The organism is Streptomyces sp. NPDC037054, from assembly GCF_055606745.1.
This window is the reverse complement of sequence record NZ_JBVJSJ010000010.1, coordinates 1-25503: the sequence shown is the minus strand read 5'-3', so window position 1 is coordinate 25503 and position 25503 is coordinate 1. Positions and strand designations below refer to the sequence as shown.

Here is a 25503-nt window from a genome sequence, read left to right as displayed (position 1 = left end):
AGCCTAGACCGTCGAGTGCACCCGCAGCGTCCGCACGCCGCCGCCGGTGAGGAGCTCGACTATCCGCTCGCCCGCCGGCTTGCGCACCGCCGTGCCGCAGTCCGGGCAGGTGAAGGTGTAGAACGTGGTGCGGCTCGTGGCGCCTATGGTCAGGCGCAGGTCGCCCGCGGCGAGCTCGAAACTCGCGCGGCACTCCGGGCAGCCCGCCCGGAACACCACCGGGGCGACGCTTCTCATCCCCGCGAACGCGGACGCCACCGTCATGCCCCGCGCACCCGACGTCGCCGACTCGCTCACAGCACCCGCTCCTGCCTGTCGTCCTGCCCGTCCTGCGCCACGGGCACCACCGCCCCCGGCTGCCCCGGCGCCGTCTCCTCGTACGCCGCCAGGGCCTCGCGGGCCGCCTGCCGGGCGCTGTCGGCGAGCTCGGGCGGGGAGACGATCCGGCCGTCGCGGCCGAGCCGCAGCGCGAGGCGCCGCAGGGAGGCCGGGTCGGGGGTGCGCAGGCTGATGCGCAGCCCGCCGTCCGGCAGCTCGTCCGCGCTGTCGTGCGGGTAGTACTCGGCGACCCAGCGGCCGCCCGGACCGACCTCGACGACGACCTCGGGGTCCTCGGCGGCCGGCTGCACGAGCCCTTCCGACAGGTCCCGCAGCTCCACCTCGGGCGGTGCGGACGGCTCGTCCAGGATCTTGATCTCGGCGACCCGGTCCAGCCGGAAGGTGCGGCGCGACTCGGAGCGCCGGCACCAGGCCTCGACGTAGGTGTGCCCGACGCTGACCAGGCGGATGGGGTCGATCTCCCGCTCGGTGACCTCGTCGCGGGCCGGTGAGTAGTAGCGGATCCACAGGCGGCGGCGCTCGGCGATGGCGCGGTCGACGTCGGCGAAGACACCGCCCTCCGACTCGAAGGTGACCGAGAGCCGGGAGCTGGCGCCGGCGGCCTCGCCGGCGGCGGTCTCCACCTTGGCGGTGGCCCGCAGCAGGGCCTGCCGGTCGCTCTCGCGCAGGCCGGGCAGGGTGGCCACGGCGCGGGCGGCGACGAGCAGCGCGGTCGCCTCGTCGGCGGCGAGGCGCAGCGGCTCGGCGGCCTCGGCGCCGAGGGCGGCCGGGTTGTGCCACCAGATGCGCTCGCCGTCGGTGTCGATGTCGAGCAGGTCGCCGCCGCGGAAGCTGGTGCCGCACATGGGCAGCACGTCGAGGTCGGACACCAGCTCGTCCTCGGTGATGCCGAAGGCGCGCGCGACGTCCTCGATGCGGGCGCCGGGGCGCTCCCGCAGATAGGTCACCAGGGAGAGCATCCGCCGGGTCTGGTCGATGGCGCTCGTGGGCCTGACCGGTTTGCCTGCCACAGTGTTGTCCGCTCCCCCTCAGCCCTTGGCGACGGCACGCAGCCGGTCCACCACGTCGGCCCGCAGCTCGGCGGGCTCCAGGACCACCACGTCCGGCCCGAACTCGACCAGCCAGGCGTCCAGTCCGTGCCCGTACGGAATCTCCAACTCGTCCCAGCCGTCGCCGAGTTCCCGGACGGCGGTGGCCTTCGCCCGAAGGGGGTAACCGGCGTCCGTGCGCAGCCGGATGCGCGCCGTGCGGTCCGCGGTCTCGCCGGCCCAGCTCGCGACGGTCTCGCGGACGGTGACGACGTCGGGGACCTGGGCGGTGAACAGGCCGCCGCGCGAGCGCACCTTGCCGGTGATGCGGGACAGCCGGAAGACGCGCTCGGCGCCCCGGTCGCGGTCCCAGCCGGCCAGGTACCAGTGGCCGCGCCAGCACTCCAGCGCCCAGGGTTCGACGTGCCGCTGCTCGGGGCGCGCGGCGGTGGCCTTGCGGTAGTCGAAGACGACGGGGCGGCGGTCGCGGCAGGCCAGCATCAGCGGTTCGAAGGCGGCCTCGTGCACGGGGATGCGCGGTTCCAGCGCGCTGTGCGCCTCGTACGGGTCGACGTCCTCGGGGAGACCGGCGGCGCGCAGCTTCTGCAGGGCGCCGCTGGCGGCGCCGGCGAGCCGGGCCTGCTGCCACACCTTGGCGGCCAGCCCGAGGGCAGCGGCCTCCTCGGCGTCGAGGGTGATGGGCGGCAGGCGGTTGCTGTCGCGGCGGGCGAGGTAGCCGACCTCGCCGTCGATGTTCTCCACGGTCTCGATGACGAGGCCGAGTTCGCGCAGGTCGTCCTTGTCGCGCTCGAACATCCGGTTGAAGGAGTCGTCAGTGCCCGCTTCGAGGTAGGCCTCGATGGACTCGCGCAGCTCGCGCTTGCTGAGCGGCCGCCGCGTCCCGAGCAGACACAGCGCCAGGTTCATCAGCCGCTCGGCCTTGGCAATGGCCATCGACGCGCTTCGCCTCCCTATGGTGCTTACGATCGATGACCGTACCGCTCCGCGGTGTCCTGACAAAAGCCGAGGGCCCATGCCCGGACGGGCATGGGCCCCAGGTGATCGGGTCCTGTCGTACGACGGTCAGACGCCGAGCAGGTCGACCACGAAGATCAGGGTCTCGCCGGGCTTGATGGCCGGGGTCGGGCTCTGGTTGCCGTAGGCGAGGTGGGCCGGGATGGTCAGCTGGCGGCGCCCGCCGACCTTCATGCCCTGCACGCCCTGGTCCCAGCCCTTGATGACCCGGCCGCCGCCCAGCGGGAAGCGGAAGGGGGTGCCACGGTTCCAGCTGGCGTCGAACTCCTCGCCGGTGCTGAAGGCCACGCCCACGTAGTGGACCGTGACGGTCTGGCCGGCCTTGGCCACCTCGCCGTCGCCCTCCCAGATGTCCTTGATCTCGAGGTCCGCCGGGGGCTCGCCGCCCGGGAAGTCGATCTCGGGCTTGTCGATGCTCACTTCATCTCTCCTTGTTGCTGACCTGCGTCGCGGACAGTCTCACAGACTTCCCCGCCGGACGGTGCCGGGGGATCAGACGGTGCCGAGGATGTCGACCACGAAGACCAGCGTGTTCTTCGCCAGCTCGCTCTGCGGGTTGGCGCCGTAGCCGAGGGAGGGCGGGATCACCAGCAGGACGCGGTCGCCCACGTTCTTGCCGACGAGGCCCTTGTCCCAGCCCTGCACGACGGCTCCGGTGCCGATCTGGAAGGCGGTGGCGCCGCCGTGGTCCCAGGAGGAGTCGAACTTCTTGCCGTCCTCCCACTTGACCCCGGTGTACTGGGCGACGAGTCCCTGGCCGGCCTCGACCCTCTTGCCGTCGCCCTTGATCAGCACCTGCTGCTTGAGGTCCTTGGGGGGCTTGACGCCCTTGGGGACGGTGATGGTCGCGGCCTTCCGCGGTGCGGCCTTCACCTCGGGCAGGCCGGCCTCGGAGGCGGCCTGCTCGCCCTTGGCCTCGCCCTTGGCGTCGACGGCGGCGGCGCCGACCGGGTCGACGACCCAGATCAGCACGTCCTTGGCGGTGATGCCGGACTGGGGGTTGAGGTTCTGCCCGATGAGGTCACCGGCGGTGCCCTGCACGAGGATGCGGCTGCCCGCCTTCTTGCCCTTGACGGCCTCGAGGACCTTGGCGGGCAGCTGCTGGCTCTGCTTGCCGACCTGCTCGACGGACTGCTGCTTGGGCGTCTTGGCGCCGGTCTGCGGAGCCGCCCATGTACCGCCCAGGTCCTGGTCGCCGCCCCACTTCCTGACGGTCCAGTCCAGCCGGACGAAGTCGGAGGCCTTGATCGCGCTGCCGCTGCCCTCGGAGACGGTCTCGGTCACCGTCTTCTGGGACGGCTTGCCGTCCTTGGGCACGGAGATCTCGGGCTTCTCCCCGACCTTTCCCTTGACCTGGGCGACGCCGGCCGCCGCGTCGCCGTTGCTGTCGTCGTCCGAACCGCACGCGGCGGTGAACAACAGTGCGGGAACGGCGAGCAGCGCCGCGACGCGTCGTTTCATGGTGTAGTTCATCAGTCCAACTGGGTTCGGGGGTGGGGGGCAATGGCCGCCACTCTACGACCTGAGAACGCCCGGTGCCCGGAGGCGGTGAACACCTCCGGGCACCGGGCGTCCTTTCGTGAGCCGTCGCCGGACCGGCCGTGGCCCCCAGAGGGTGTCCGGCACCGGCTCACATGCCGGCGATGAGCTTCTCCACGCGGTCGTCCACGGAGCGGAACGGGTCCTTGCACAACACCGTGCGCTGCGCCTGGTCGTTCAGCTTCAGGTGCACCCAGTCGACGGTGAAGTCGCGGCGCTGTTCCTGGGCCCGCCGGATGAAGTCGCCGCGCAGCCGGGCCCTGGTGGTCTGCGGCGGAACGGACTTGCCCTCGAAGATCTTCAAGTCGTTGCAGATCCGGGCTGCTTGACCCTTCTTCTCGAGCAGGTAGTAGAGGCCACGACGCCGGTGGATGTCGTGGTAGGCGAGGTCTATCTGCGCGACCCGCGGGTGCGACATGGTCATGTTGTGCTTGGCGCGGTACCGCTCCAGGAGCTTGTACTTCATGACCCAGTCGATCTCGGTGCCGATGCGGTCGAGGTCCTCGGTCTCGATCGCGTCCAGCGTGCGGCCCCACAGCTCCAGGACCTGCTCGACGGTGCCGGTGCGGATGCCGCGCCGCTCGCAGAAGTCCACGGCCTTCTCGTAGTACTCCCGCTGCACCTCCAGGGCGGAGGCCTCGCGGCCGCTGGCCAGGCGGACCTTGCGGCGGCCGGTGATGTCGTGGCTGACCTCGCGGATCGCCCGGATCGGGTTCTCCAGGGTGAGGTCGCGCATGACGGTGCCCGCCTCGATCATGCGGAGCACCAGGTCGGTGGCGCCGACCTTGAGGAGCATCGTCGTCTCGGACATGTTCGAGTCGCCCACGATGACGTGCAGGCGGCGGTAGCGCTCGGCGTCCGCGTGCGGCTCGTCGCGCGTGTTGATGATCGGCCGGGAGCGGGTCGTCGCCGAGGAGACGCCCTCCCAGATGTGCTCGGCGCGCTGGCTGACGCAGTAGACGGCCCCGCGCGGGGTCTGCAGCACCTTGCCGGCGCCGCACAGGAGCTGCCTGGTCACCAGGAACGGAATGAGGATGTCGGCGAGCCGGGAGAACTCCCCGTGCCGGGCGACGAGATAGTTCTCGTGGCACCCGTAGGAGTTGCCCGCCGAGTCGGTGTTGTTCTTGAAGAGGTAGACGTCGCCCGCGATTCCCTCCTCGTGCAGGCGTCGTTCCGCGTCCACCAGGAGTCCTTCGAGAATGCGTTCGCCGGCCTTGTCGTGGGTGACCAGTTCGATCACGTTGTCACATTCGGGTGTGGCGTATTCCGGATGTGACCCCACGTCGAGATAGAGGCGGGCGCCGTTTCGCAGAAAGACATTGCTGCTTCGGCCCCATGACACGACACGGCGGAAGAGGTACCGCGCCACCTCGTCAGGCGACAGGCGGCGCTGTCCCCTGAACGTGCACGTGACGCCGTACTCGTTCTCCAGCCCGAAAATGCGGCGGTCCATGAGTGAACATTACGCCCGATCCCCTGAGCTGAAACGGGGTTCGACGGCACGGTTTGGATCATTTTCCGGACCGGCGGCAACGACCGCACCCCGGGCGGGAGCTGCGAGTACCCGTCCCGTAACCGTCAACACCAGCAACGAGACACCGCCCGCGACGGCCGGTACGGCGAAGCCCCACAGGGCGCCGCCCGCCTCTACGACCGGTCCCGTCAGGCCCGTTCCGACGGAGGCGCCCACGGTGAACGTCGTCACGAGCCAGGAGAACGCCTCGGTGACCGTGCCGCGCGGCGCGTGCCGGTCGACCAGGACGAACGCGCAGGCGATGGCCGGTGCGAGGAAGACGCCGGCGACGACGGTGAGCAGCGTCATGGCGACGGGGCCCGGCATCAGCATCAGGGGCAGGTAACACACCGCCAGCAGGGCGACCAGGACGCGCAGTCGCCGCGCGGGTTCCCCGGCCCACTGCCGGGCGCCGTACACGGCGCCGCCGACGAGGGCGCCGAGGCCGATGGCCGCCATCAGCCAGCCGTAGACGGCGTCGCCGCCGTGGTCGTCCGCGTAGGAGACGGCGGCCACGGTGATGGAGCCGAGCGCCACGCCGACGAACAGGAACGCGGCGAGGAGCGCGAGGAGTCCCGCCGCGCGCAGCGCGCCCAGCCAGTGCGCCTCGCGCGGCGCCGACCGCCAGGCGCGCGAGGGCTCGGAGATCACCACGGAGAGCGCGCCGAGCACGCCGACGGCGTTCAGGACGAGGAGCCCGGCCTGCGCGGACCACAGGGCGGTGCACAGGGTCACGAGCAGCGGCCCGACGGTGAACATCACTTCCTGGGCGACGGCGTCCATGGCGTACGCCGTGTGCACCTGCCCGTCCTTGCGCAGCACGCTGGGCCACAGCGCCCGCAGGCCGCCCTCCAGGGGTGGCGTGAACAGGCCGGCCGCGGCGACCGCCAGGTGGGCGACGAAGAGCGGGTCGGTGCCGGCGAAGGCGAAGACGGCCATGGCCAGGGCGGAGGCGAGCGCGGCGGGCAGCTGGACGCGCGGCTGCCCGTACAGGTCGACGAGCCGCCCGAGCAGCGGCTGTCCCACGGCGTTGGAGACGCCGTACACGGCCGCGAGCGCGCCCGCGAGGCTGTACGTGCCGCCCTCGGCGCGCACGAACAGGACGATCGCGATGGCCGCCGTGGCGTTGGGCAGCCGGCCCACGAGGGTGCCGACGAGTAGGCGGGTGGCGTGTTTCGCCCTGAGGATCTCCAGATATCCCGTGGCCATGTCCGCCCTCCGTCCGCCCGTGACGCTTCCGGCCACCGACACGAGTTTTACGTATAACTACCTCTGTCATACGTACCATGTGCCCAGTTCACGAGTCCAGACGAAGGAGCGGGCCCACGGTGGCACGAGGCAGCACACGCCCCACGAGCCGGGACGTCGCCCAGGCCGCCGGGGTCTCCCAGGCCGCGGTCTCCCTGGTGCTGGGCGACAAGTGGCGCGGGCGCGTCTCGGAGGCCACCGCGCAGCGCGTGCGCGACGCCGCGCGCGACCTGGGCTACCGCCCGAACCTCGCGGCCCGCAATCTGCGGCTGGGCCGCACCCGCACGGTCCTGCTGGTCGTCCCGGCGCTCACCACGGAGTTCTTCGCCGGGGTCTACACGGGCGCCGCGCGGGTCGCCGCCGAGCACGGCTTCGGCGTGGTGCTCTACCCCTCCCCCGAGGGCGTCGGACCGGCCCGTGACCCCTTCGCGTCGGCCCAGGCGGCCCTGGACGGCGTCATCGCGTCCTCGATGGCGGCGGACGCGCTCTCCGCGATCCGGGGCGACCAGCTTCCGCTGGTGATGCTGGACAGCGACCCGGAGGGCAGCCTCGGCGCGGCGACGGTGAACCTCAACATCGCGGACGGCGTGCGCCAGGTCACCGAGCACCTGCTCGCGCTGGGACACCGGAACTTCCTGCATCTGGCGGCCAACGTGCCCTCCTGGACGTTCGAGGTGCGCGCCCGGGAACTCGCCGCGCGGCTCGGCCGGGTGCCCGGGACCGGGATCCGCACCGCCCGGGCCCCCATCTCGATCGACGGCGCCCGGGCCGCCACCGAGGCCGCCCTGACCCTGCCGGGCGCCCGTCCGACGGCGGTGGTCTGCGACGACGACAAGCTCGCGGCCGGCGCCTACAAGGCGATCCGCCGGCTGGGCCTCGCCGTCCCGTCCGACGTGTCCGTGACCGGCCTCGACGACCTCGCCCTCGCCACGGCGATCGACCCGGAGCTGACCACGGTCCGCCTGGACGCGGAGCTGTTCGGCGAGCGCGGCATGCGCGCCCTCCTGGCGGTCCTGGAGGGCCGCGCACCGGAGGCCGGCGACATCCCCGTCGAACTCGTCGTCCGGGGCTCCACGGCCCCGCCGGCCCGCCTCTGACGCCCGGCACACCTCCCGCCGCACACGCCGCGCGCCCCGGTCCCACAAGGGTCCGGGGCGCGCGGCGACGCGAGGTGACGCGGGTGGCGGCTACTCGTCGGAGTCGTCCGCGTCCGAGGAGCCCGCGGGCGTCTCGCCGGTGCCCTCGGCGAGCAGCCGCGACAGCCGGCTGCCCGTGATCCGCCGGAACTTCCGCTTCTGCGGCCGGGTACGGTCCAGCACCGCGACCTCCAGCCGCTCCGCGGGGATCTCCCGCTCGCTGCCGTTGGTGTCGCGGGACAGCGCCTGCACCGCCAGCCGCAGCGCCTCCGCCAGCGTCATGCCGTCCCGGTGGCGCTGGTCGAGGTAGCCGCTGATCGTTTCCGCGTTGCCGCCGACCGCCACCGAGCCGTGCTCGTCGACGATCGAGCCGTCGTGCGGCAGCCGGTAGATCTGGTCGGCCTCGGGCGTCTCGCCCACCTCGGCGACGACCAGCTCCACCTCGTACGGCTTCTCGCCGACGCTGGAGAAGATCGTGCCCAGCGTCTGGGCGTACACGTTGGCCAGGCCGCGGGCGGTGACGTCGCCCCGGTCGTAGGTGTAGCCGCGCAGGTCGGCGTAGCGCACGCCGCCGATGCGGAGGTTCTCGTACTCGTTGTACTTGCCGGCGGCCGCGAAGCCGATCCGGTCGTAGATCTCGCTGAACTTGTGCAGCGCGCGGGACGGGTTCTCGCCGACGAACACGATGCCGTCGGCGTACTGCAGCACGACCAGGCTGCGGCCGCGGGCGATGCCCTTGCGGGCGTATTCCGCCCGGTCGGCCATGGCCTGCTGGGGTGAGACATAGAACGGCGTCGACACCGGTTATCCGTCCCTTTCTGTCGAAGTCACTGGATCACCTGATCAAGAAGCTCACGCGCCCGCGCTCAGAGCAGCGCGGCCCGCGGACCGTCCGGCTGCTCGAGACGCCGCTGCAGGACGGAGCGGGCGATCTCGGAGGACTCGTCCTCGGTGAGCCGGCGGAAGCCGTCGTCGGTGATCACGGTGACGATCGGGTAGATCCGGCGGGCGACATCGGGACCACCGGTCGCCGAGTCGTCGTCTGCCGCGTCGTACAGCGCCTGGACCACGAGCGTGGTGGCCTCGGACTCGTTCAGGTCGTCCCGGTAGAGCTTCTTCATGGCGCCGCGCGCGAAGATCGAGCCGGAGCCCGTCGCCGCGTAGCCCTGCTCCTCGGAGCGGCCGCCCGTGACGTCGTAGGAGAAGATGCGGCCCTTGCCGCGGTCCACGTCGTACCCCGCGAAGAGCGGCACCACGGCCAGGCCCTGCATGGCCATGCCGAGGTTGGAACGGATCATGGTCGACAGCCGGTTCGCCTTGCCCTCCAGGGACAGCTGCGCGCCCTCGACCTTCTCGAAGTGCTCCAGCTCCAGCTGGAACAGCTTCACCATCTCCACGGCGAGGCCCGCCGTACCGGCGATGCCCACCGCCGAGTACTCGTCCGCCGGGAAGACCTTCTCGATGTCCCGCTGCGCGATGACATTGCCCATCGTGGCCCGCCGGTCACCGGCGAGCACGACGCCGCCGGGGAACGTCACGGCCACGATCGTGGTGCCGTGCGGCGCCTCGATCGCGCCCTGGACGGGCGGCAACTTCCTGTTGCCCGGCAGCAGTTCGGGCTGGTGCTCGGACAGGAAGTCCACGAAGGACGACGATCCCGGCGTCAGGAAGGCAGCTGGTAGACGCCCGGTGCTACGAGTGTTGGCTTCCACGCGATTCCTTCCACGTATGCAACAGCCCGCCCTGTGACGTCGGGCCGATCCTGGAAAACTCCCCGGCGCGGTGTCCCGGCCGGGCCTGGTATGCCACGGACCCTACCCGTCCGACGGCGGTGATCCACATGCCCGGCGGAACCAAAGAAACACGTCCCGGTCCGGGCACGAAACGCATGCTGCGCGCGGCACGGTCTCGACCGCACCGCACGCAGCGCTCACGCCCGCTCGTCAGTCCGAGGGGGCCTACTGGCCGCCCTTCTGGACGAAGGACCGCACGAAGTCCTCGGCGTTCTCCTCGAGGACGTCGTCGATCTCGTCCAGCACGGAGTCCACGTCGTCCGAAAGCTTCTCCTGGCGCTCCTTGAGGTCCTCGGAGGCCTGCGCGTCCTGCGCCTGCTCCTCGACCTCCTCGGTGGAACGCGTCGCCTTCTGCTGTCCGCCGCCGGTGTCCTTGGTCGCCATAACCCTCACCCCGCTCGGTTCGACGTTCTTGATCAGACCCTACAAGCAGGGTCCGACATCGGCCCCGCAGTTCTTCCAACGTACGGGGCCCACCTCCTTGATTCCCTGGCACGGGGTTTTCACCCCGCGCGGGCGTGCCCGGTCCGCCGTGCGTTCAGTGTCCCGACAGGACCTTGACCAGGTCTTCCGCCGTGCGGCAGCGATCCAGCAGCTCCTTGACGTGATTACGCGTTCCGCGAAGCGGTTCCAGGGTTGGAACCCGCTGCAGCGAGTCCCGCCCCGGAAGATCGAAGATCACCGAGTCCCAGGAGGCCGCCGCGACGTCGTCCGCGTACTGCTCCAGGCAGCGCCCGCGGAAGTACGCGCGGGTGTCCTCCGGCGGCTTCGTACGGGCCCTCTCCACGTCCTCCTCGGTCAGCAGGCGCTTGATGCGCCCGCGGGCCGCCAGACGGTTGTAGAGGCCCTTGTCGGGCCGTACGTCGGCGTACTGGAGGTCGACCAGGTGCAGCCGGGCGGCGTCCCAGTCGAGGTCGTCACGGCGCCGGTAGCCCTCCATGAGCTCCCGCTTGGCGACCCAGTCCAGCTCGCCGGCCAGGCTCATCGGGTCATTCTCCAGGCGGTTGAGGGTGTCCTCCCAGCGGGTCAGGACGTCCTTGGTCTGGTCGTCGGCGTCCGCGCCGTAGCGCTCCTCCACGTATTTGCGGGCCAGCTCGTAGTACTCCATCTGGAGCTGGACCGCGGTGAGTGTCCGGCCGCTGCGCAGCGTGACGAGCCGCTTCAGGGCCGGGTCGTGCGACACCTGGTGCAGCGTGCGCACGGGCTGGTCGACGGCGAGGTCGACCGCGATGAAGCCGTCCTCGATCATGGACAGCACCAGGGCCGTCGTGCCCAGCTTCAGGTACGTCGAGATCTCCGACAGGTTCGCGTCGCCGATGATCACGTGCAGCCGGCGGTACTTCTCGGCGTCCGCGTGGGGCTCGTCGCGCGTGTTGATGATCGGGCGCTTGAGCGTCGTCTCGAGCCCGACCTCGACCTCGAAGTAGTCCGCGCGCTGGCTGAGCTGGAAGCCGTGCTCGTGCCCGTCCTGGCCGATGCCGACGCGGCCCGCCCCGGCGAAGACCTGACGGGAGACGAAGAAGGGCGTCAGGTGGCGCACGATGTCCGAGAACGGGGTCTCCCGCTTCATCAGGTAGTTCTCGTGCGTGCCGTAGGAGGCGCCCTTGTTGTCGGTGTTGTTCTTGTAGAGGTGGATCGGCTGCGCGCCCGGCAGCTGGGCGGCCCGCTCGGCCGCCTCGGCCATGATGCGCTCGCCCGCCTTGTCCCACAGGACGGCGTCCCTGGGGTTGGTGACCTCCGGCGCGCTGTACTCCGGGTGGGCGTGATCCACGTAGAGCCGTGCGCCGTTGGTGAGGATCACGTTGGCCAGGCCGATGTCCTCGTCGGTGAGCTGGCTGGAGTCGGCCGCCTCGCGGGCGAGGTCGAAGCCCCGCGCGTCGCGCAGCGGATTCTCCTCCTCGAAGTCCCAGCGGGCCCGGCGGGCCCGGTGCATCGCCGCCGCGTAGGCGTTGACGATCTGGGACGAGGTGAGCATGGCATTGGCGTTGGGGTGTCCGGGGACGGAGATCCCGTACTCCGTCTCGATGCCCATTACTCGCCGTACGGTCATGCGGCCCTCCTTGCCCGGCGGCGCCCTCGGTCGTGGACGCCGCTCAAGTACCGCTGGCGCTCGGTTGCGTGTGCGGTGCCCGTCCCCGCACTGCGCGACTCGGCGGTACGGAAGAGCCTAGAACGCCTTTGCGCTGGTGGGGAGATCATTTGCGTCATTGCCTTGCACGCTCTCGTCATGGCCGTGGCCTGAAAAACAGTCGGCTGCGGGTACCCGGTGAGGGCACCCGCAGCCACCCTGCCTTTTACAGGTACTGCCCGGTGTTCGCCACCGTGTCGATGGAGCGTCCGGTGTCCGCGCCCTGCTTTCCGGTAATGAGGGTGCGGATGTAAACGATCCGCTCGCCCTTCTTTCCGGAGATCCGGGCCCAGTCGTCCGGGTTCGTGGTGTTGGGAAGGTCCTCGTTTTCCTTGAACTCGTCCACGCAGGCCTGGAGCAGGTGGGAGACCCGCAGACCCTTCTGGTCGTGCTCGAGGAAATCCTTGATCGCCATCTTCTTGGCGCGGCCCACGATGTTCTCGATCATGGCGCCGGAATTGAAGTCCTTGAAGTACAGGACTTCCTTGTCGCCATTGGCGTAGGTGACCTCCAGGAAGCGGTTCTCCTCCGATTCGGCGTACATGTGTTCCACGGCCGTCTGGATCATGGCCTGGACGCATGCGCCCTTGTCGCCGCCGTGCTCCTTGAGGTCGTCGCCGTGGAGCGGGAGGCGCTCGGTGAGGTACTTCCCGAAGATGTCCTTGGCCGCCTCGGCGTCCGGACGCTCGATCTTGATCTTCACGTCGAGCCGGCCGGGTCGCAGAATGGCCGGGTCGATCATGTCCTCGCGGTTCGAGGCGCCGATCACGACCACGTTCTGCAGGCCCTCGACACCGTCGATCTCGGCGAGCAGCTGCGGGACGATGGTGTTCTCCACGTCCGAGCTGACGCCGGAGCCACGGGTACGGAAGAGCGACTCCATCTCGTCGAAGAAGACGATGACGGGCGTGCCCTCGCTCGCCTTCTCACGGGCCCGCTGGAAGACCAGGCGGATCTGCCGCTCGGTCTCACCGACGTACTTGTTGAGCAGCTCGGGGCCCTTGATGTTCAGGAAGAAGCTCTTGCCGGCCGCCTTGCCGGTCACCTCGGCGACCTTCTTGGCCAGCGAGTTGGCCACCGCCTTGGCGATCAGGGTCTTGCCGCAGCCGGGCGGGCCGTAGAGCAGGACACCCTTGGGCGGGCGCAGTTCGTGCTCCTTGAACAGGTCGGGGTAGAGGTACGGGAGCTCGACCGCGTCACGGATGGCCTCGATCTGGTTGCCGAGGCCGCCGATCTGCTCGTAGCCGATGTCCGGGACCTCTTCGAGGACCAGTTCCTCGACCTCGCTCTTGGGCACGACCTCGTAGACGTAGCCCGAGCGGGGTTCCATCAGGAGAGCGTCGCCGGGGCGGATGGTGACGTCCAGCAGCGGCTCGGCGAGCCGCACCACCCGCTCCTCGTCGGTGTGGCCGACCACCAGGGCGCGCTCGCCGTCCTCGAGGATCTCCTTGAGGGTGACGATGTCGCCCACGCGCTCGAACTCCATGGCGTCGACCACGTTGAGCGCTTCGTTGAGCATCACTTCCTGGCCGCGCCTGAGCTCCTCCAGCTCGACGCTCGGGCTGACGTTCACCCGGAGCTTGCGGCCGCCTGTGAAAATGTCGGCGGTGCCGTCCTCGTTCGCCTGCAGGAAGACACCGAAGCCGGCCGGTGGCTGAGCGAGCCGGTCGACTTCCTCCTTGAGTGCCACGATCTGGTCACGGGCCTCACGGAGCGTGTTGGCGAGCCGCTCGTTCTGCGCGGACACGCCGGCCAGATTTGTCTGCAGCTCGACGATCCGCTCTTCGAGAATCCTCGTGTGTCGCGGAGAGTCGGCGAGCTTGCGTCGCAGGACGGCGATCTCCTGCTCAAGGTAGGCGATCTGCCCGGCCGGGTCGTCGGACCCGCGTCCCGGGCGGATGCCGCGGTTCATGTCGTCGTCGTGGGCTGCCACGGTCCTCACCTCCTCCAAGGGGAGCTGGACGCTTCCAGACCCTACCTGGGCGGGTGTCGATTGAAACCCCTAGATCACAAAGACTGTCGGGGTGTGTCCGATCTTCACCCTTGCGCTCTCCCTCACGGAGGGGAGATACCCACCGATCGTGAAGGGAAAGCAGGCGGGGGTAGGGTCGAAGCGTTCAACACCCGTCAGAGCTGGCCGGTTTCCCGTCCGGTTCGGCGCTCAAACGGCAGGAGAGATGGACGTGCAGCAGGAGGCCGGAGTCGACGGCGAGGACCTGGAGGTCTGGATCGACCAGGATCTCTGTACCGGCGACGGCATCTGCGCCCAGTACGCGCCGGAGGTGTTCGAGCTGGACATCGACGGTCTGGCCTACGTGAAGGGCTCCGGCGACGAGCTGTTGCAGGCCAAGGGCGCGACAACGCCCGTACCGCTGCCGCTTCTCACGGACGTCGTCGACTCCGCGAAGGAGTGTCCCGGCGAGTGCATCCATGTGCGGCGCGTTTCGGACAAGGTCGAGATCTTCGGGCCGGACGCCGCGTGACCCGCCCGGTACGCGCCGTCACCGCTGTCTGATTTCTCACACGCCGACCGGGTCAACGGGTCAGACGCTGCGGGCACCCGCGGGGGCGGAGCGGACGAACGAGCCGTTCTTCCACTGCCACTTCACCGCGTCCTTCAGGTCGGGGCAGCAACGGGGCACGTCGGAGCTCGAGTAGCCGAGGAGGGTGCCCACCACGGCGCCGTCGCGCACGGCGAGTTCGGACACCGTCTGCCGGTCCTTGGGGTCGACGAGGGTGGCGACCACGCGCGGTTCGGCCGTCTCGGAGCCGCGGGTGAGGACGTACAGGCCGTCGGGCGGTGTGCCCATGGGGGCGTCGCAGTGGACCGCGGCCACCGTCTCCGGTCTGCCGTCGCCGTCGAGGTCGCCGGACGCCTTGCGCACCACGACCGCCTTCACCGCCCCGCACTCCAGCGGGAACGCGACGGCCGCCGGATCGGGCGGGGCGGCGTCCGCCGGGGCCGACTTCGACTCCGGGGCGGACGCCTGGGCCGCCGTCGCGGGGCCGGGCTGCACGACGGAGGACAGGGCCACCACGCCGGCCACGGCCGTGGCGGTGGCGAGCCAGTGGATGGGACGCGTGTGGGTGTGGGCGAGCTCCGGGACGGCGGATTGCTGCACTAGGAGTGTCTCCTGTGAGGGCTGTGCCGGTGGGGGTGGCCTGCATGGTGCCACACGTCACATCGCGGGGGAACGGCGGGGTCAGCGGGTTTGCGTTTCCTAAACCTTCCCCGGTTGTCGTCCCTCTGGTGACGCGTCAACGCGAAGGCGCCGTGGCCGAGTTCCCGGGTACGTACGGGAACTCGGCCACGGCGCTGCGTCGTTGTACGCGGCACGGGGCCGCCTCAGCGGCCGGCGCCTCCGTCGGCGTTGGGGCCGGCGTAGTCCTCGCCGTAGGCGCCCTTGGCGGGGCGGCGGCGGCGCATGGGCGGCTCGACGCCGTCGGCGAGGCGGCGGGCGGTGAGGAGGAAGCCGGTGTGGCCGATCATCCGGTGGTCCGGGCGGACGGCCAGGCCCTCGATGTGCCAGTTGCGGATCATCGTCTCCCAGGAGGTCGGCTCGTTGAAGCAGCCGATCTCGCGGATGGACTCGACGGTCCGCGCGAGCTGGGTGGTGGTCGCGACGTAGCAGCACAGGATGCCGCCGGGCACGAGCGCCTTGGAGACGGCCTCCAGGCACTCCCACGGGGCGAGCATGTCGAGGATGACACGGTCGACGTCGGTGTCGGACAGGTTGTCCTGGAGGTCGCCGACGGTGAGCTGCCAGGCGGGGTGGGGGCCGCCGAAGTAGCGCTCCACGTTCGCCTGGGCGATCTCGGCGAAGTCCGCGCGGCGCTCGTAGCTGTGCAGCATGCCCTGGTCGCCGATGGCGCGCAGCAGGAAGCTGCTGAGCGAGCCGGAGCCGACGCCGGCCTCCACGACCCGCGCGCCGGGGAAGATGTCGGCGAAGGCCAGGATGTGCCCCGCGTCCTTCGGGTACACGACGGCTGCCCCGCGGGGCATGGACAGGACGTAGTCGGGGAGCAGGGGGCGCAGCGCGAGGTAGGCGACGTTCCCGGTGGTGCGGACAACGCTGCCCTCGGGAGCGCCGATCAGTTCGTCGTGGGGGAAGGAACCCTTGTGGGTGTGGAAGTTCTTCCCGGCCTCGAGCGTGAACGTGTAGTGGCGGCCCTTGGGGTCGGTCAGCTGAACCTGGTCCCCGACCTTGAAGGGCCCGCGCCTGCGGGCGGCACCGGTCGGTTCGGACATGTGACCAGCCTACCGGCGTTTCGCGGGGCCGCCGACCACGGGAGCGGACCTCACGCGGGGCGGGCCATGGCCTTCACGAAGGCGCGTTCCACGTCGGCCGCCGACAGCACGCCGTAGATCTCGCCGGTCTCCTCCACCACCAGGTACTCGGTGGCCGGGGTCGCGCGCAGGGCGTCCAGGAGTTCCTCCCCGGACAGCTCCGCCGAGACGCGCATGCCCTCGGTGAGGTCCTGGGCGAGGCCGCTGACCGCGACCCAGGGCCGGCGGTGCTCGGGTACGCCGACGATGGCGGCCTCGCGGACCAGGGACAGCGGGGTGCCCTCGTTGTCGACGACGACCAGGGCGCGGGCCCCCGCGGCGTTGGCCCGGCGCAGGGCCTCGGAGAGCGGGGTGTCGGTCTCGACGGGCACGGCGCGGCGGGTGAGGGCGCGGGCGCGCAGCTCCGGGAGGTGTTCGCGCAGCCGGGCCATGCGCAGGCTGTTGCCGGCGCCGGTCCAGATGATCGCGGCGAGGATCGCGGCGAGCAGGGCGTCCATGACGGTGTCCATGCCGACGCTGTCCTCGGCTGCGGAGCCGAGCGCGCCGGACTGCGTGAGCAGCGGCAGGCCCACGAGGACGGCGACGGCGAGGGCCCGGCCGACCCAGGCGGCGGCGACGGTGCCGGCCATCGGCCTGCCGGTGAGCTTCCAGACCACGGCGCGGAGCATGCGGCCGCCGTCCAGCGGGAGGCCGGGCAGCAGGTTGAACGCGGCCACGATGAGGTTGGAGATCATCAGGCCGGCCAGCAGCACGCCGGGGACCGTGCCGGGTTCGACGGGCTGCATGGCGAGGTAGAACACGCCCGCGAGGACGAGGGAGAGCAGCGGGCCGACGAACGCGAGCATGAACTCGCGGCCGGGGGTCTCCGCCTCCTTCTCGATCTCGGAGACGCCGCCGAAGAACTGGAGCTGGATGCGGCGCACCGGCAGCTTGTAGCGGAGCGCCACGACCGTGTGGGCCAGTTCGTGGACGAGCACGGACGCGTAGAAGGCGACCGCGAAGAAGAGGGACACCAGATAGCGGGCGGCGCCGAGTTCGGGCAGGATCCGGTCGAGCTGGCCGCCGAACACCCAGGTGATCAGGGCGGCCACGAGGAACCAGCTCGGCGCGACGTACACGGGCACGCCGAACGGCCGGCCCATGAGGAGTCCGCCGCCGGGCCCGGGGCGCCGCGAGGGACCGCCCCGGCCGGAGTGCGCGAGGGTGCGGTGCGGGTCGTGGTCGTCGGCGCGGGTGTTGCCCGTCGGCGCGCCGAAGCTCTCGTGGGCGGGGTCCTTCTCGGGCGGCGCGCCCCCCGCGCCCTCTGACGTCCCCGAAGTCCCTGATGCCTCCGATGCCTCCGAGCCGTCCGCCGGCTTCCCGAAGCCCCGGGCGGGCGTGGGTCGTTCGCCGGCGGGAGGGCGGGCGCCGGTGTCGCCGGGCGCGGACGGTTCGGGCGTGGTGGGTTCGGGCGTGGACGGTTCAGCCGGGGCGGGGTCGGTCGTGGAGGGTTCGGCCGCCGCGGGGCCGGGCGTCGACGGTTCACCCGCCTCGGCGCCGGGCGTCGACGGTTCACCCGCCGCGGTTTCGGGGGCGGAGGGTTCCGGCGCGGGCGGTTCAGGGCGTGCGGGGCTTCCGGCCGGGGCCGGGGACCCCGTGTGCTCCTCGGCCGACTGGTCGTTGCCGGACCGCGGCTGTCCGCTCCCGCCGCTCTCGTCCACCGGTTTCCCCTCGTTCGAAGCGTCTCCCGCGCCTGCCGGACGGGAGGGTCTGGAGTCGATGGTATGCGGCCGTCGCGACACGTTCCGTCCGGCACCCCCTGTTGTTTTCCACAGCTTCGGGGGGCGCCGGGGCCGTGGCTGGGACGCTGTCGGTGCCGGGCCGTAAGGTCTGTCGTCATGGAGACGAGCACCGAGGGCGCGACAGTGCCCCACAGCAGCCCTGCCCCGGCGGTGGATCCGCCGGACCCGGCGGGGCCGGCGGCGACCGTGGCGATTGCGGACCCCGCGACCGGGCCCGCCGCGATACCGCCGGCGTCGCTGTCCCCCTCGCGTGCGAGCGACTTCATGCAGTGCCCGCTGCTGTACCGGTTCCGGGTCATCGACCGGCTGCCGGAGAAGCCCAGCGAGGCGGCGACCCGGGGCACGCTGGTGCACGCGGTGCTGGAGCGCCTCTTCGACGCCCCGGCGGCGGAGCGCACGGCGCCGCGCGCCAAGTCGCTGATCCCGGGCCAGTGGGACCGGCTGCGCGAGACGCGCCCGGAGGTCGTCGAGCTGTTCGCGGACGATCCGGAGGGCGAGCGCCTGGCACGCTGGCTCGGTGAGGCGGAGCGGCTGGTCGAGCGCTGGTTCACGCTGGAGGACCCCTCGCGTCTGGAACCGGCGGAGCGCGAGCTGTTCGTGGAGGCGGAGCTGGACTCGGGCCTCAGGCTGCGCGGCATCATCGACCGGGTGGACGTGGCGCCCACGGGCGAGGTGCGCATCGTCGACTACAAGACGGGCAAGGCGCCCCGCCCGGAGTACGCGGAGGGCGCGCTGTTCCAGATGAAGTTCTACGCCCTGGTGGTGTGGCGGCTGAAGAAGGTCGTGCCGCGCCGGCTCCAGCTGGTGTACCTCGGCAGTGGCGACGTCCTGACGTACGACCCGGTGCTCGCGGACCTGGAGCGGGTCGAGCGCAAGCTGCTGGCGCTGTGGGACGCGATCCGGGAGGCGACCCGGACGGGCGACTGGCGGCCCCGCCCGACCAAGCTGTGCGGCTGGTGCGACCACCAGGCGCACTGCCCGGAGTTCGGCGGCACTCCCCCGCCCTACCCGCTGCCGCTGAGGGCGCCCGAGTCGGACGCCGCGACGCAGGGCAGAATGGGGCCGGACTAGCGAAGGAGACTTACGTGGCCATCCGCGTCCTACTGGTCGACGACCAGCCGCTGCTGCGTACGGGCTTCCGGATGATCCTGGAGGCCGAGCAGGACATCGCGGTCGTCGGCGAGGCCGGAGACGGCCTCCAGGCGCTCGACCAGGTGCGGGCGCTGCAGCCCGATGTGGTTCTGATGGACATCCGCATGCCGCGGATGGACGGCGTGGAGGCGACCCGGCAGATCACCGGGCCCGGGCGGGACGGCCCGGCGAAGGTGCTGGTGCTGACCACCTTCGACCTCGACGAGTACGTGGTGGAGGCGCTGCGGGCGGGGGCCAGCGGCTTCCTGCTGAAGGACGCCCCGGCCAACGAACTCGTGCAGGCGATCCGCGTGGTGGCGGCCGGTGAGGCGATGCTCGCGCCGAGCATCACCCGGCGGCTGCTCGACAAGTACGCCACGCATCTGCCGTCCGGCGAGGAGCCGGTGCCGGACACGCTGCACACGCTGACCGACCGTGAGGTGGAGGTGCTGAAGCTGGTGGCGCGCGGGCTGTCCAACGCGGAGATCGCGGCCGACCTGTTCGTCAGCGAGACCACCGTGAAGACGCATGTGGGGCACGTCCTGACCAAGCTGGGTCTGCGCGACCGGGTGCAGGCAGCGGTGTACGCGTACGAGAGCGGGCTGGTGCGTCCCGGCGCCCAGTAGGCGACGCGACCGCCCCGTTTCGCGCATGCGAGAGGGCGCCCTCCCGGCCGGAAGTCCGGTGCGGAGGGCGCCCTTTCGCGTGCCGTGCTGCGGTGTGCGCCTCAGTCCTTGCTGAGTTCCCAGAAACGGAACACGGTCGAGGCGTCGAGGCAGTACTCCAGGCCGTACACGCCGTCGCGGGCGACCGCGTACTGCTTGCCCTGCCAGAGGGGGAGCATCGGCAGGTCCTCGGCGACGATGTCCTGGAGGCGGCTGTACTCGTCGTCGGTCGCGGAGCGGTCGCTCTGGGCGGCGGTGCGCGGAATCAGCGAGCCGGTGATGGTGCGGTTCGCGTAGTTGTTGTCCAGCACGTTGCCCTTGCCGAAGAACGGGGCGGTGAAGTTGTCGGCGTCCGGGTAGTCGGGCACCCAGCCCTTCACGTACACGCCGTACTTGCCGGCCGCGACGTCCTTCTCGTACTGCTCGAAGGGGACGGACTTCATCTCGGCGTCGAACAGGCCGCTGTCGTTGAGCTGCTTGGCGATGGCCTTCAACTCGGCGTCGGTGGCGGGGCCGTAGCGGGACGGTGTCGACCACAGGGTCAGCTTCACCTTGCCGGTGATGCCGTCGGCGCGCAGCGCGGCCTGGGCCTTGTCCTTGGAGGGCTGGGCGCCGTAGGCGTCGAAGAAGGCCGTGTTGTGGCCCGCGATGCCGGCCGGGATGATCGAGTACAGCGGGGTCGCGGTGCCCTGGTGGACGTCCCTGATGAGCGCTTCGCGGTCGATCAGGTGGGCGATGGCCTTGCGCACGCCGAGCCGGCCGGCGACCGGGTCGTCCATGTTGAACACGAGGTGCTGGACCTCGGCGCTGCTGCCCTCGACGACGTCGACGCCGGACGAGGTGCCGGACTGCTCGATGTCGGCGATGTCGGCGGCGGTGAGTCCGCGGTACGCGATGTCGATCTTGTCGTTCTGAACGGCCTTCTTCAGCCCGGCCTGGTCGCCGTGGAAGAACTTGAGGGTGATGCCGGAGTTCTGGACGTCGGCGGTGCCCTTGTAGTGCTCGTTGACGGAGAAGACGGCCTCGTCGTCGTTGAACGACTCCAGCGTGTACGGGCCGGAGCCGACCGCCTTGCCGTCCGAGCGCAGCCGGTCGCCCTCGTACTGCCGGTGGTCGACGATGGAGCCGGCGCCGGAGGCTATCTTGCTCGGGAAGGTGGCGTCCGGCGTGTTCAGCCTGAAGACGACCGTCTTCTCGTCCGGCGTCTCGACCTCGTCGAGCATGGGGAACATGATCGCGGGACCGGCGTCGTCGTTGATCTTCAGCATGCGGTCGAAGGAGAACTTGACGTCCTTCGACGTGAGCGGGTTGCCGTTGCTGAACTTCAGGCCGTCCTTGAGGGTGCACCGGTAGACCTTGGTCTCCGTGCCGGTGAAGGCGCACGCCTCGGCGGCCTCGGGCTGCGGTTCGGTGGCGCCCTTGGGGAAGCTCAGCAGGGACTGGAAGACGTTGTTGAACAACAGCCAGGAGCCGGGGTCGTAGCCGGAGGCGGGGTCCGTGGCGAGGACGTCGTCGGACATCCCCATCACCACGTTGGAGCCGCTGCCCCCGGATCCCCCGGTCTCCGTTCCGCATCCGGTCAACAGGCCTGAGGCCAGTCCCGCCACGAGGGGCAGGACCGGCCACTGGTTGCGCATGTTCACGTGCAGGTGCCTTGTCGTCGTTTCGTCGTCCCGGGGCCGCGGTCACGTGCCCCCGGTGTCCGGGGCCGCTGCCTGCGGCCCCGGTGGCGGGAGGTCTCAGCCGCTCACGCCGCGGCCGAGTTCCCAGAGCTGAAGGGTCGAGGACGAGTTGAGGGCGTACGCGGTGCCCGTGACGTCGCCCCGCGCGGCGACGTACTGCTTGCCCTGCCACAGCGGCAGTACGGGGACGTCCTCGGCGACGATGTCCTGGATGTCCTGGAGGCTGGAGGCGGCCGACAGGCGGTCGGCCTCGCGCCGGGACTCCGGGATCAGGTCGCCGCGGATCCGGCCGTTGGCGTACGGGGACCCGAGGAAGTTGTCCTTGTCGAGGAAGGGCGCGAGGAAGTTGTCGGCGTCCGGGAAGTCCGGGAACCAGCCCATGCCGTAGACCTGGTACTCGCCCTTCTGCTCGGCCGGGCGGAACGTCGACCACGGGGTGCCCTTGATGTCGACGTCGAACAGGCCACTGGCGTTCAGCTGCTTGCGCAGCACCTCGAACTCGTCCTCGGTGGCCGGGCCGTAGTGGTCGGTCGTGTAGTGCAGCGTCAGCTTCACCGGCGTGGCGATGTCGGCCCGTTCGAGCAGCGACCTGGCCTTGCCGGTGTCCGGGTCGCCGTACTTGTTGAAGAACGAGTTGGAGTGGCCGGTGACGCTGGCCGGGACGAGCGAGTACAGGGGCTCGGCCTGGGAGCCGTAGACCTTGGAGATGAGTTCGCTGCGGTTGACGATCTGGGCCATGGCCTGGCGGACGGCCTTGGACTTCACGGCCGGGTCGGCGGTGTCGAAGGCCAGGTAGCGGATGCCCAGGCCGGGCGTCTCGATCAGGTCGACCTCGCCGCCGGAGTGGTTGGACAGCTCGCGGATCTGCTCGGGCGACATGGTGCGGGTCATCAGGTCGATGTCGCCCCCGTCCAGCGCCTTGCCCATGGCGTCGGCGTCCTCGTAGGAGACCATCTCGACCTCGTCGTTCTTCACCTCCAGGGCGCCCTTGTACTTGGGGTTCCTGGTGAAGACGGCCTTGACCAGCTCGTCGCCCTCGACCTCGGACTTCAGGACGTAGGGCCCGGAGCCGTCGACCGCGAAGCCGTCCCGCAGCCGGTCCCTGGGGTACTGCTCGGCGTTGACGATGCCGGCGACCGGTGTGGACAGCTTGAACGGGAACGTGGCGTCGGCGGTCTTGAGGTGGAAGATGACCTCGCGCTCGCCCTGCGTCTCGATGGTGTCGATGTTCGACAGCAGGGCGAAGACGCCGCTGTCGGCCTTGATGGCCAGGGCCCGCTCGATGGAGTACTTGACGTCGTCCGCGGTCACGGCGTCGCCGCCGGCGAACGTCAGGCCGTCACGCAGGGTGCACGCGTAGCGCTCGTTGCCGGAGTCGGTGAATCCGCACTTCTCGGCGGCCTCGGGCACGGGGTCGCCGTCGCCGCGCGGCTGGACCATCAGGGTCTGCACGGTCTGGCGCAGGATGTTCCAGGGGCCGACGTCGTACGCGTAGGCGGGGTCGAGCGGGGCGGGGGCGTCCTTCGAGACGGTGAACCGGTCCGTGGTGCCGACGACGATGCCGTCGCCTCCGTCGCCGCCGGTCCCGCCGCAGGCGGCGAGCACCGGCGCGAGCAGACCGATCACGGTCGGCAGCACCAGAGTCTTGCGGTTCATTCTCGAGTTTCTCCACAGCTGTCGAGGTCCGTGTACCCGACAAGCAGGGGTGTTGCGGCGGGAGCACGGGGCAAGGGGGTGTTGTCCTCGTGACGAGATTAGTGCGCGCCCGCAGGCCGCTTCGCCGCAACCGGAGTTGAAGCTTCATCACGCAGGGAAACCGGGCGTGGACAGACCGAAAACGCGACAGCGGAAAGATTGGTGCAGGGCTCCATCAAACGGGACACAAGGGCGCGCCGCCGCTGTCCGAAATCGGGTGAACGGCTCACGCCGGACGCCCGTCCGGGCACCCTCCGCGTGGCGAACGTCACACGGTCGGCCCGGTGCGCTCCCGTGCCGTAATTCGGCCGTGCGGACGGGCCGAATTCATTCGCACAACAGACCGGAATTCCCGTGCAATCCGCGCCGCACGCTCGGTGAACACCCGGCGCATTTCCGTCATCGCGCGGCGATCAGACCCCGCAGAAATGCCAGGTCGACCTCTTCCAGGGAGGTCACGACCGTACGCCGGTCGGCCGGGGCGACGGGCGCCACGGACGGCACCGCGACGACGTGGCAGCCCGCGGCCTCCGCCGAGGCGATGCCGGTGGCGGTGTCCTCGACGACGGCGCATCTCGCGGGGTCGGCGCCGAGACCCGCGGCGGCCACCAGGTAGGGGTCGGGGTGCGGCTTGGTGCGCGCCACCTCGTCGCCGGCGACCGACAGGGCGAAGTGCCGGGTGCCGAGGCGGGCCAGCACGCGGTCGATGATGCGCCGGTGGGAGGCGGAGACCAGGGCGGTCGGGATCCGGTGCTCGTACAGCTCGGTGAGCAGCCGCGCGGCGCCCGGCATCAGCGGCAGTTCCCGGTCGATGCGCTCCTCGAAGCCCTTGTTCAGCAGCACGGTCAGCTCGGGAAGGGTGATGTCCGCGCCCGTGGCCTCGATCAGGAAGCCCGCGCTGCGGGTCATGGGGCCGCCGACCACGACATGGCGCCAGGAGTCGTCGAGGGTGTGTCCGAGGGAGGCGAAGACCTCCACCTCGACGTCCCACCAGAAGCCCTCGGTGTCCACCAGGGTGCCGTCCATGTCGAGCAGCACGGCCTGAAGGGCCGAGCCTTCGGCCGTACGTGGTCCGAGCGCGGGGACCGTACTGGTCACGGGCGCACCTCCTTGAGGGACGATCAGGCCGGTTCCCACGGGGGAACCGGCCTGCGGTGGACCGACCAGTTTACGTCGTCCACGAAAGAATCGCCTCGTTTATCCCGCGTGCCCTGGGCACACCGGCTCGGCCACCGGGTCACGCGGTCACCGGGCGTTGAAGTACTTCGCCTCGGGGTGGTGGATGACGATGGCGTCGGTGGACTGCTCGGGGTGGAGCTGGAACTCCTCGGAGAGCCGTACGCCGATGCGCTCCGGCTCCAGCAGGTCCGCGATCTTCGCGCGGTCCTCCAGGTCGGGGCAGGCGCCGTAGCCGAGGGAGAAGCGGGCGCCGCGGTACTTCAGCGCGAACATGTCCTCCATCTCGGCCGGGTCCTCGCCGGCGAAGCCGAGTTCGCCGCGCACGCGCGCGTGCCAGTACTCGGCGAGCGCCTCGGCCAACTGCACGGACAGACCGTGCAGTTCGAGGTAGTCGCGGTAGGCGTTGGCCTCGAACAGCCGGGCGGTCTCCTCGCCGATGCGGGAGCCGACGGTGACGACCTGGAGGCCGACGACGTCGGTCTCGCCGGACTCCTCCGGGCGGAAGAAGTCGGCCAGGCACAGCCGGCGGCCGCGGCGCTGGCGCGGGAAGGTGAAGCGGGTCCGCTCGTTGCCCTGGTCGTCCAGGAGGATCAGGTCGTCGTCCTTGGAGACGCACGGGAAGTAGCCGTAGACGACGGCCGCCTCCAGCAGGTTGTCCGTCTGGAGCCGGTCGAGCAGGCCGCGCAGCCGGGGCCGGCCCTCGGTCTCGACGAGTTCCTCGTAGGTCGGCCCGTCGCCGGTGCGGGCCTGCTTCAGGCCCCACTGGCCCTTGAACAGCGCGCCCTCGTCCAGCCAGGACGCGTACTCCTTGAGCTGGATGCCCTTGACGACACGCGTGCCCCAGAAGGGCGGCTCGGGGACGGGGTTGTCGGTGGCGACGTCGGAGCGGACCGCGCCCTCGACGGGGCGCTCCTCGACCTCGACCGTCGCCGCCCTGACCCGGCGCTGCCTGAGCTCGGGCAGTCGCGCGCCGGGGACGCCGCGCTTGATGCCGATGAGGGCGTCCATGAGGCGCAGGCCCTCGAAGGCGTCACGGGCGTAGCGGACTTCGCCGTCGTAGATGGCGTGGAGGTCCTGTTCGACGTAGGCGCGGGTCAGTGCCGCGCCGCCGAGGATCACCGGGTACTTGGCGGCCAGGTCGCGGGCGTTGAGCTCCTCCAGGTTCTCCTTCATGATCACCGTGGACTTGACCAGGAGCCCGGACATGCCGATGACGTCGGCCTTGTGCTCCTCGGCGGCCTCCAGGATCGCGGAGACCGGCTGCTTGATGCCGAGGTTGACGACGTTGTAGCCGTTGTTGGACAGGATGATGTCCACGAGGTT

General features: G+C 70.7%; 23 protein-coding genes. 4 read left to right on the top strand and 19 right to left on the bottom strand.

All coding sequences use genetic code 11. The features are described from left to right. Positions 1 to 3: 3 nt before the first annotated feature. From ACZ7D7_RS23330 to ACZ7D7_RS23300, 7 genes are all read right to left on the bottom strand, one after another. On the bottom strand, positions 4 to 297 hold the full coding sequence (locus ACZ7D7_RS23330; protein WP_470826691.1) for a hypothetical protein: 294 nt from the start codon (positions 295 to 297) through the stop codon (positions 4 to 6). Continuing rightward, positions 294 to 1349 (bottom strand): helix-turn-helix transcriptional regulator, encoded by a 1056-nt coding sequence (locus ACZ7D7_RS23325; RefSeq protein ID WP_470826690.1) that lies wholly within the window; start codon positions 1347 to 1349, stop codon positions 294 to 296. The genes ACZ7D7_RS23330 and ACZ7D7_RS23325 overlap by 4 nt, the downstream gene beginning before the upstream one ends. An 18-nt stretch (positions 1350 to 1367) precedes the next feature. After that, positions 1368 to 2321 carry a helix-turn-helix transcriptional regulator gene (locus ACZ7D7_RS23320; RefSeq protein WP_470826688.1) on the bottom strand — a complete coding sequence of 318 codons (954 nt, stop codon included), beginning with the start codon at positions 2319 to 2321 and terminating at the stop codon, positions 1368 to 1370. Positions 2322 to 2450: 129 nt separating this feature from the next. Then, positions 2451 to 2822: an FKBP-type peptidyl-prolyl cis-trans isomerase gene (locus ACZ7D7_RS23315; protein WP_006132299.1), complete on the bottom strand. Its 372-nt coding sequence runs from the start codon at positions 2820 to 2822 to the stop codon at positions 2451 to 2453. 72 nt (positions 2823 to 2894) lie between these two features. Continuing rightward, positions 2895 to 3875 carry an FKBP-type peptidyl-prolyl cis-trans isomerase gene (locus ACZ7D7_RS23310; protein ID WP_470826686.1) on the bottom strand — a complete coding sequence of 327 codons (981 nt, stop codon included), beginning with the start codon at positions 3873 to 3875 and terminating at the stop codon, positions 2895 to 2897. Positions 3876 to 4032: 157 nt separating this feature from the next. Beyond that, positions 4033 to 5394, bottom strand: a complete 1362-nt coding sequence (gene pafA / locus ACZ7D7_RS23305; RefSeq protein ID WP_020274871.1) for a Pup--protein ligase — start codon at positions 5392 to 5394, stop codon at positions 4033 to 4035. A gap of 9 nt (positions 5395 to 5403) precedes the next feature. Continuing rightward, complete coding sequence (locus ACZ7D7_RS23300) at positions 5404 to 6663, bottom strand: MFS transporter (RefSeq protein ID WP_470826684.1); 1260 nt, start codon at positions 6661 to 6663, stop codon at positions 5404 to 5406. Positions 6664 to 6782: 119 nt separating this feature from the next. Here ACZ7D7_RS23300 and ACZ7D7_RS23295 point away from each other — a divergent pair, with 119 nt between their 5' ends. After that, positions 6783 to 7799, top strand: coding sequence for a LacI family DNA-binding transcriptional regulator (locus ACZ7D7_RS23295; RefSeq protein WP_470826682.1), 1017 nt, complete (start codon positions 6783 to 6785; stop codon positions 7797 to 7799). Between the two features lie 90 nt (positions 7800 to 7889). Here ACZ7D7_RS23295 and prcA read toward each other — a convergent pair whose 3' ends face one another. From prcA to arc, 5 genes are all read right to left on the bottom strand, one after another. Then, positions 7890 to 8639, bottom strand: coding sequence for a proteasome subunit alpha (gene prcA, locus ACZ7D7_RS23290; RefSeq protein WP_470826681.1), 750 nt, complete (start codon positions 8637 to 8639; stop codon positions 7890 to 7892). Between the two features lie 65 nt (positions 8640 to 8704). Further along, a complete protein-coding gene (prcB, locus tag ACZ7D7_RS23285; protein WP_470826680.1) occupies positions 8705 to 9550 on the bottom strand; it encodes a proteasome subunit beta in 846 nt (281 codons plus the stop codon). Between the two features lie 246 nt (positions 9551 to 9796). Next, on the bottom strand, positions 9797 to 10015 hold the full coding sequence (locus ACZ7D7_RS23280; RefSeq protein ID WP_016325855.1) for a ubiquitin-like protein Pup: 219 nt from the start codon (positions 10013 to 10015) through the stop codon (positions 9797 to 9799). 154 nt (positions 10016 to 10169) lie between these two features. Further along, positions 10170 to 11681: a depupylase/deamidase Dop gene (gene dop / locus ACZ7D7_RS23275; protein ID WP_470826679.1), complete on the bottom strand. Its 1512-nt coding sequence runs from the start codon at positions 11679 to 11681 to the stop codon at positions 10170 to 10172. Positions 11682 to 11925: 244 nt separating this feature from the next. After that, on the bottom strand, positions 11926 to 13692 hold the full coding sequence (arc, locus tag ACZ7D7_RS23270; protein WP_470826678.1) for a proteasome ATPase: 1767 nt from the start codon (positions 13690 to 13692) through the stop codon (positions 11926 to 11928). Between the two features lie 244 nt (positions 13693 to 13936). Between arc and ACZ7D7_RS23265 the strand changes: the two genes are divergently transcribed. Further along, a complete protein-coding gene (locus ACZ7D7_RS23265) occupies positions 13937 to 14242 on the top strand; it encodes a ferredoxin (protein ID WP_470826677.1) in 306 nt (101 codons plus the stop codon). A gap of 60 nt (positions 14243 to 14302) precedes the next feature. On the opposite strand, the gene ACZ7D7_RS23260 is transcribed toward ACZ7D7_RS23265, so the two are convergent. The 3 genes from ACZ7D7_RS23260 to ACZ7D7_RS23250 all read right to left on the bottom strand — a co-directional run bounded on the left by ACZ7D7_RS23260 (position 14303) and on the right by ACZ7D7_RS23250 (position 17747). Then, positions 14303 to 14881: a hypothetical protein gene (locus tag ACZ7D7_RS23260; RefSeq protein ID WP_470826675.1), complete on the bottom strand. Its 579-nt coding sequence runs from the start codon at positions 14879 to 14881 to the stop codon at positions 14303 to 14305. Between the two features lie 224 nt (positions 14882 to 15105). Continuing rightward, positions 15106 to 16008, bottom strand: coding sequence for a tRNA (adenine-N1)-methyltransferase (locus ACZ7D7_RS23255; protein ID WP_470826674.1), 903 nt, complete (start codon positions 16006 to 16008; stop codon positions 15106 to 15108). A gap of 50 nt (positions 16009 to 16058) precedes the next feature. Further along, complete coding sequence (locus tag ACZ7D7_RS23250; protein WP_470826673.1) at positions 16059 to 17747, bottom strand: site-2 protease family protein; 1689 nt, start codon at positions 17745 to 17747, stop codon at positions 16059 to 16061. 177 nt (positions 17748 to 17924) lie between these two features. Here ACZ7D7_RS23250 and ACZ7D7_RS23245 point away from each other — a divergent pair, with 177 nt between their 5' ends. Beyond that, positions 17925 to 18899 (top strand): RecB family exonuclease, encoded by a 975-nt coding sequence (locus tag ACZ7D7_RS23245; protein ID WP_470826672.1) that lies wholly within the window; start codon positions 17925 to 17927, stop codon positions 18897 to 18899. Between the two features lie 14 nt (positions 18900 to 18913). Continuing rightward, positions 18914 to 19585: a response regulator gene (locus ACZ7D7_RS23240; protein WP_014671700.1), complete on the top strand. Its 672-nt coding sequence runs from the start codon at positions 18914 to 18916 to the stop codon at positions 19583 to 19585. Between the two features lie 101 nt (positions 19586 to 19686). Here the strand turns inward: ACZ7D7_RS23240 and ACZ7D7_RS23235 are convergent, their stop codons facing one another. The 4 genes from ACZ7D7_RS23235 to ACZ7D7_RS23220 all read right to left on the bottom strand — a co-directional run. Continuing rightward, positions 19687 to 21267 carry an ABC transporter substrate-binding protein gene (locus ACZ7D7_RS23235; RefSeq protein WP_470826670.1) on the bottom strand — a complete coding sequence of 527 codons (1581 nt, stop codon included), beginning with the start codon at positions 21265 to 21267 and terminating at the stop codon, positions 19687 to 19689. A 96-nt stretch (positions 21268 to 21363) separates the two neighbouring features. Then, positions 21364 to 22962: an ABC transporter substrate-binding protein gene (locus tag ACZ7D7_RS23230; protein WP_470826669.1), complete on the bottom strand. Its 1599-nt coding sequence runs from the start codon at positions 22960 to 22962 to the stop codon at positions 21364 to 21366. Positions 22963 to 23400: 438 nt separating this feature from the next. Beyond that, positions 23401 to 24099, bottom strand: a complete 699-nt coding sequence (locus tag ACZ7D7_RS23225; protein ID WP_470826668.1) for an HAD family hydrolase — start codon at positions 24097 to 24099, stop codon at positions 23401 to 23403. A 147-nt stretch (positions 24100 to 24246) separates the two neighbouring features. After that, positions 24247 to 25503: vitamin B12 dependent-methionine synthase activation domain-containing protein (locus tag ACZ7D7_RS23220; protein ID WP_470826667.1), on the bottom strand; the 1257-nt coding region annotated here is incomplete at its 5' end.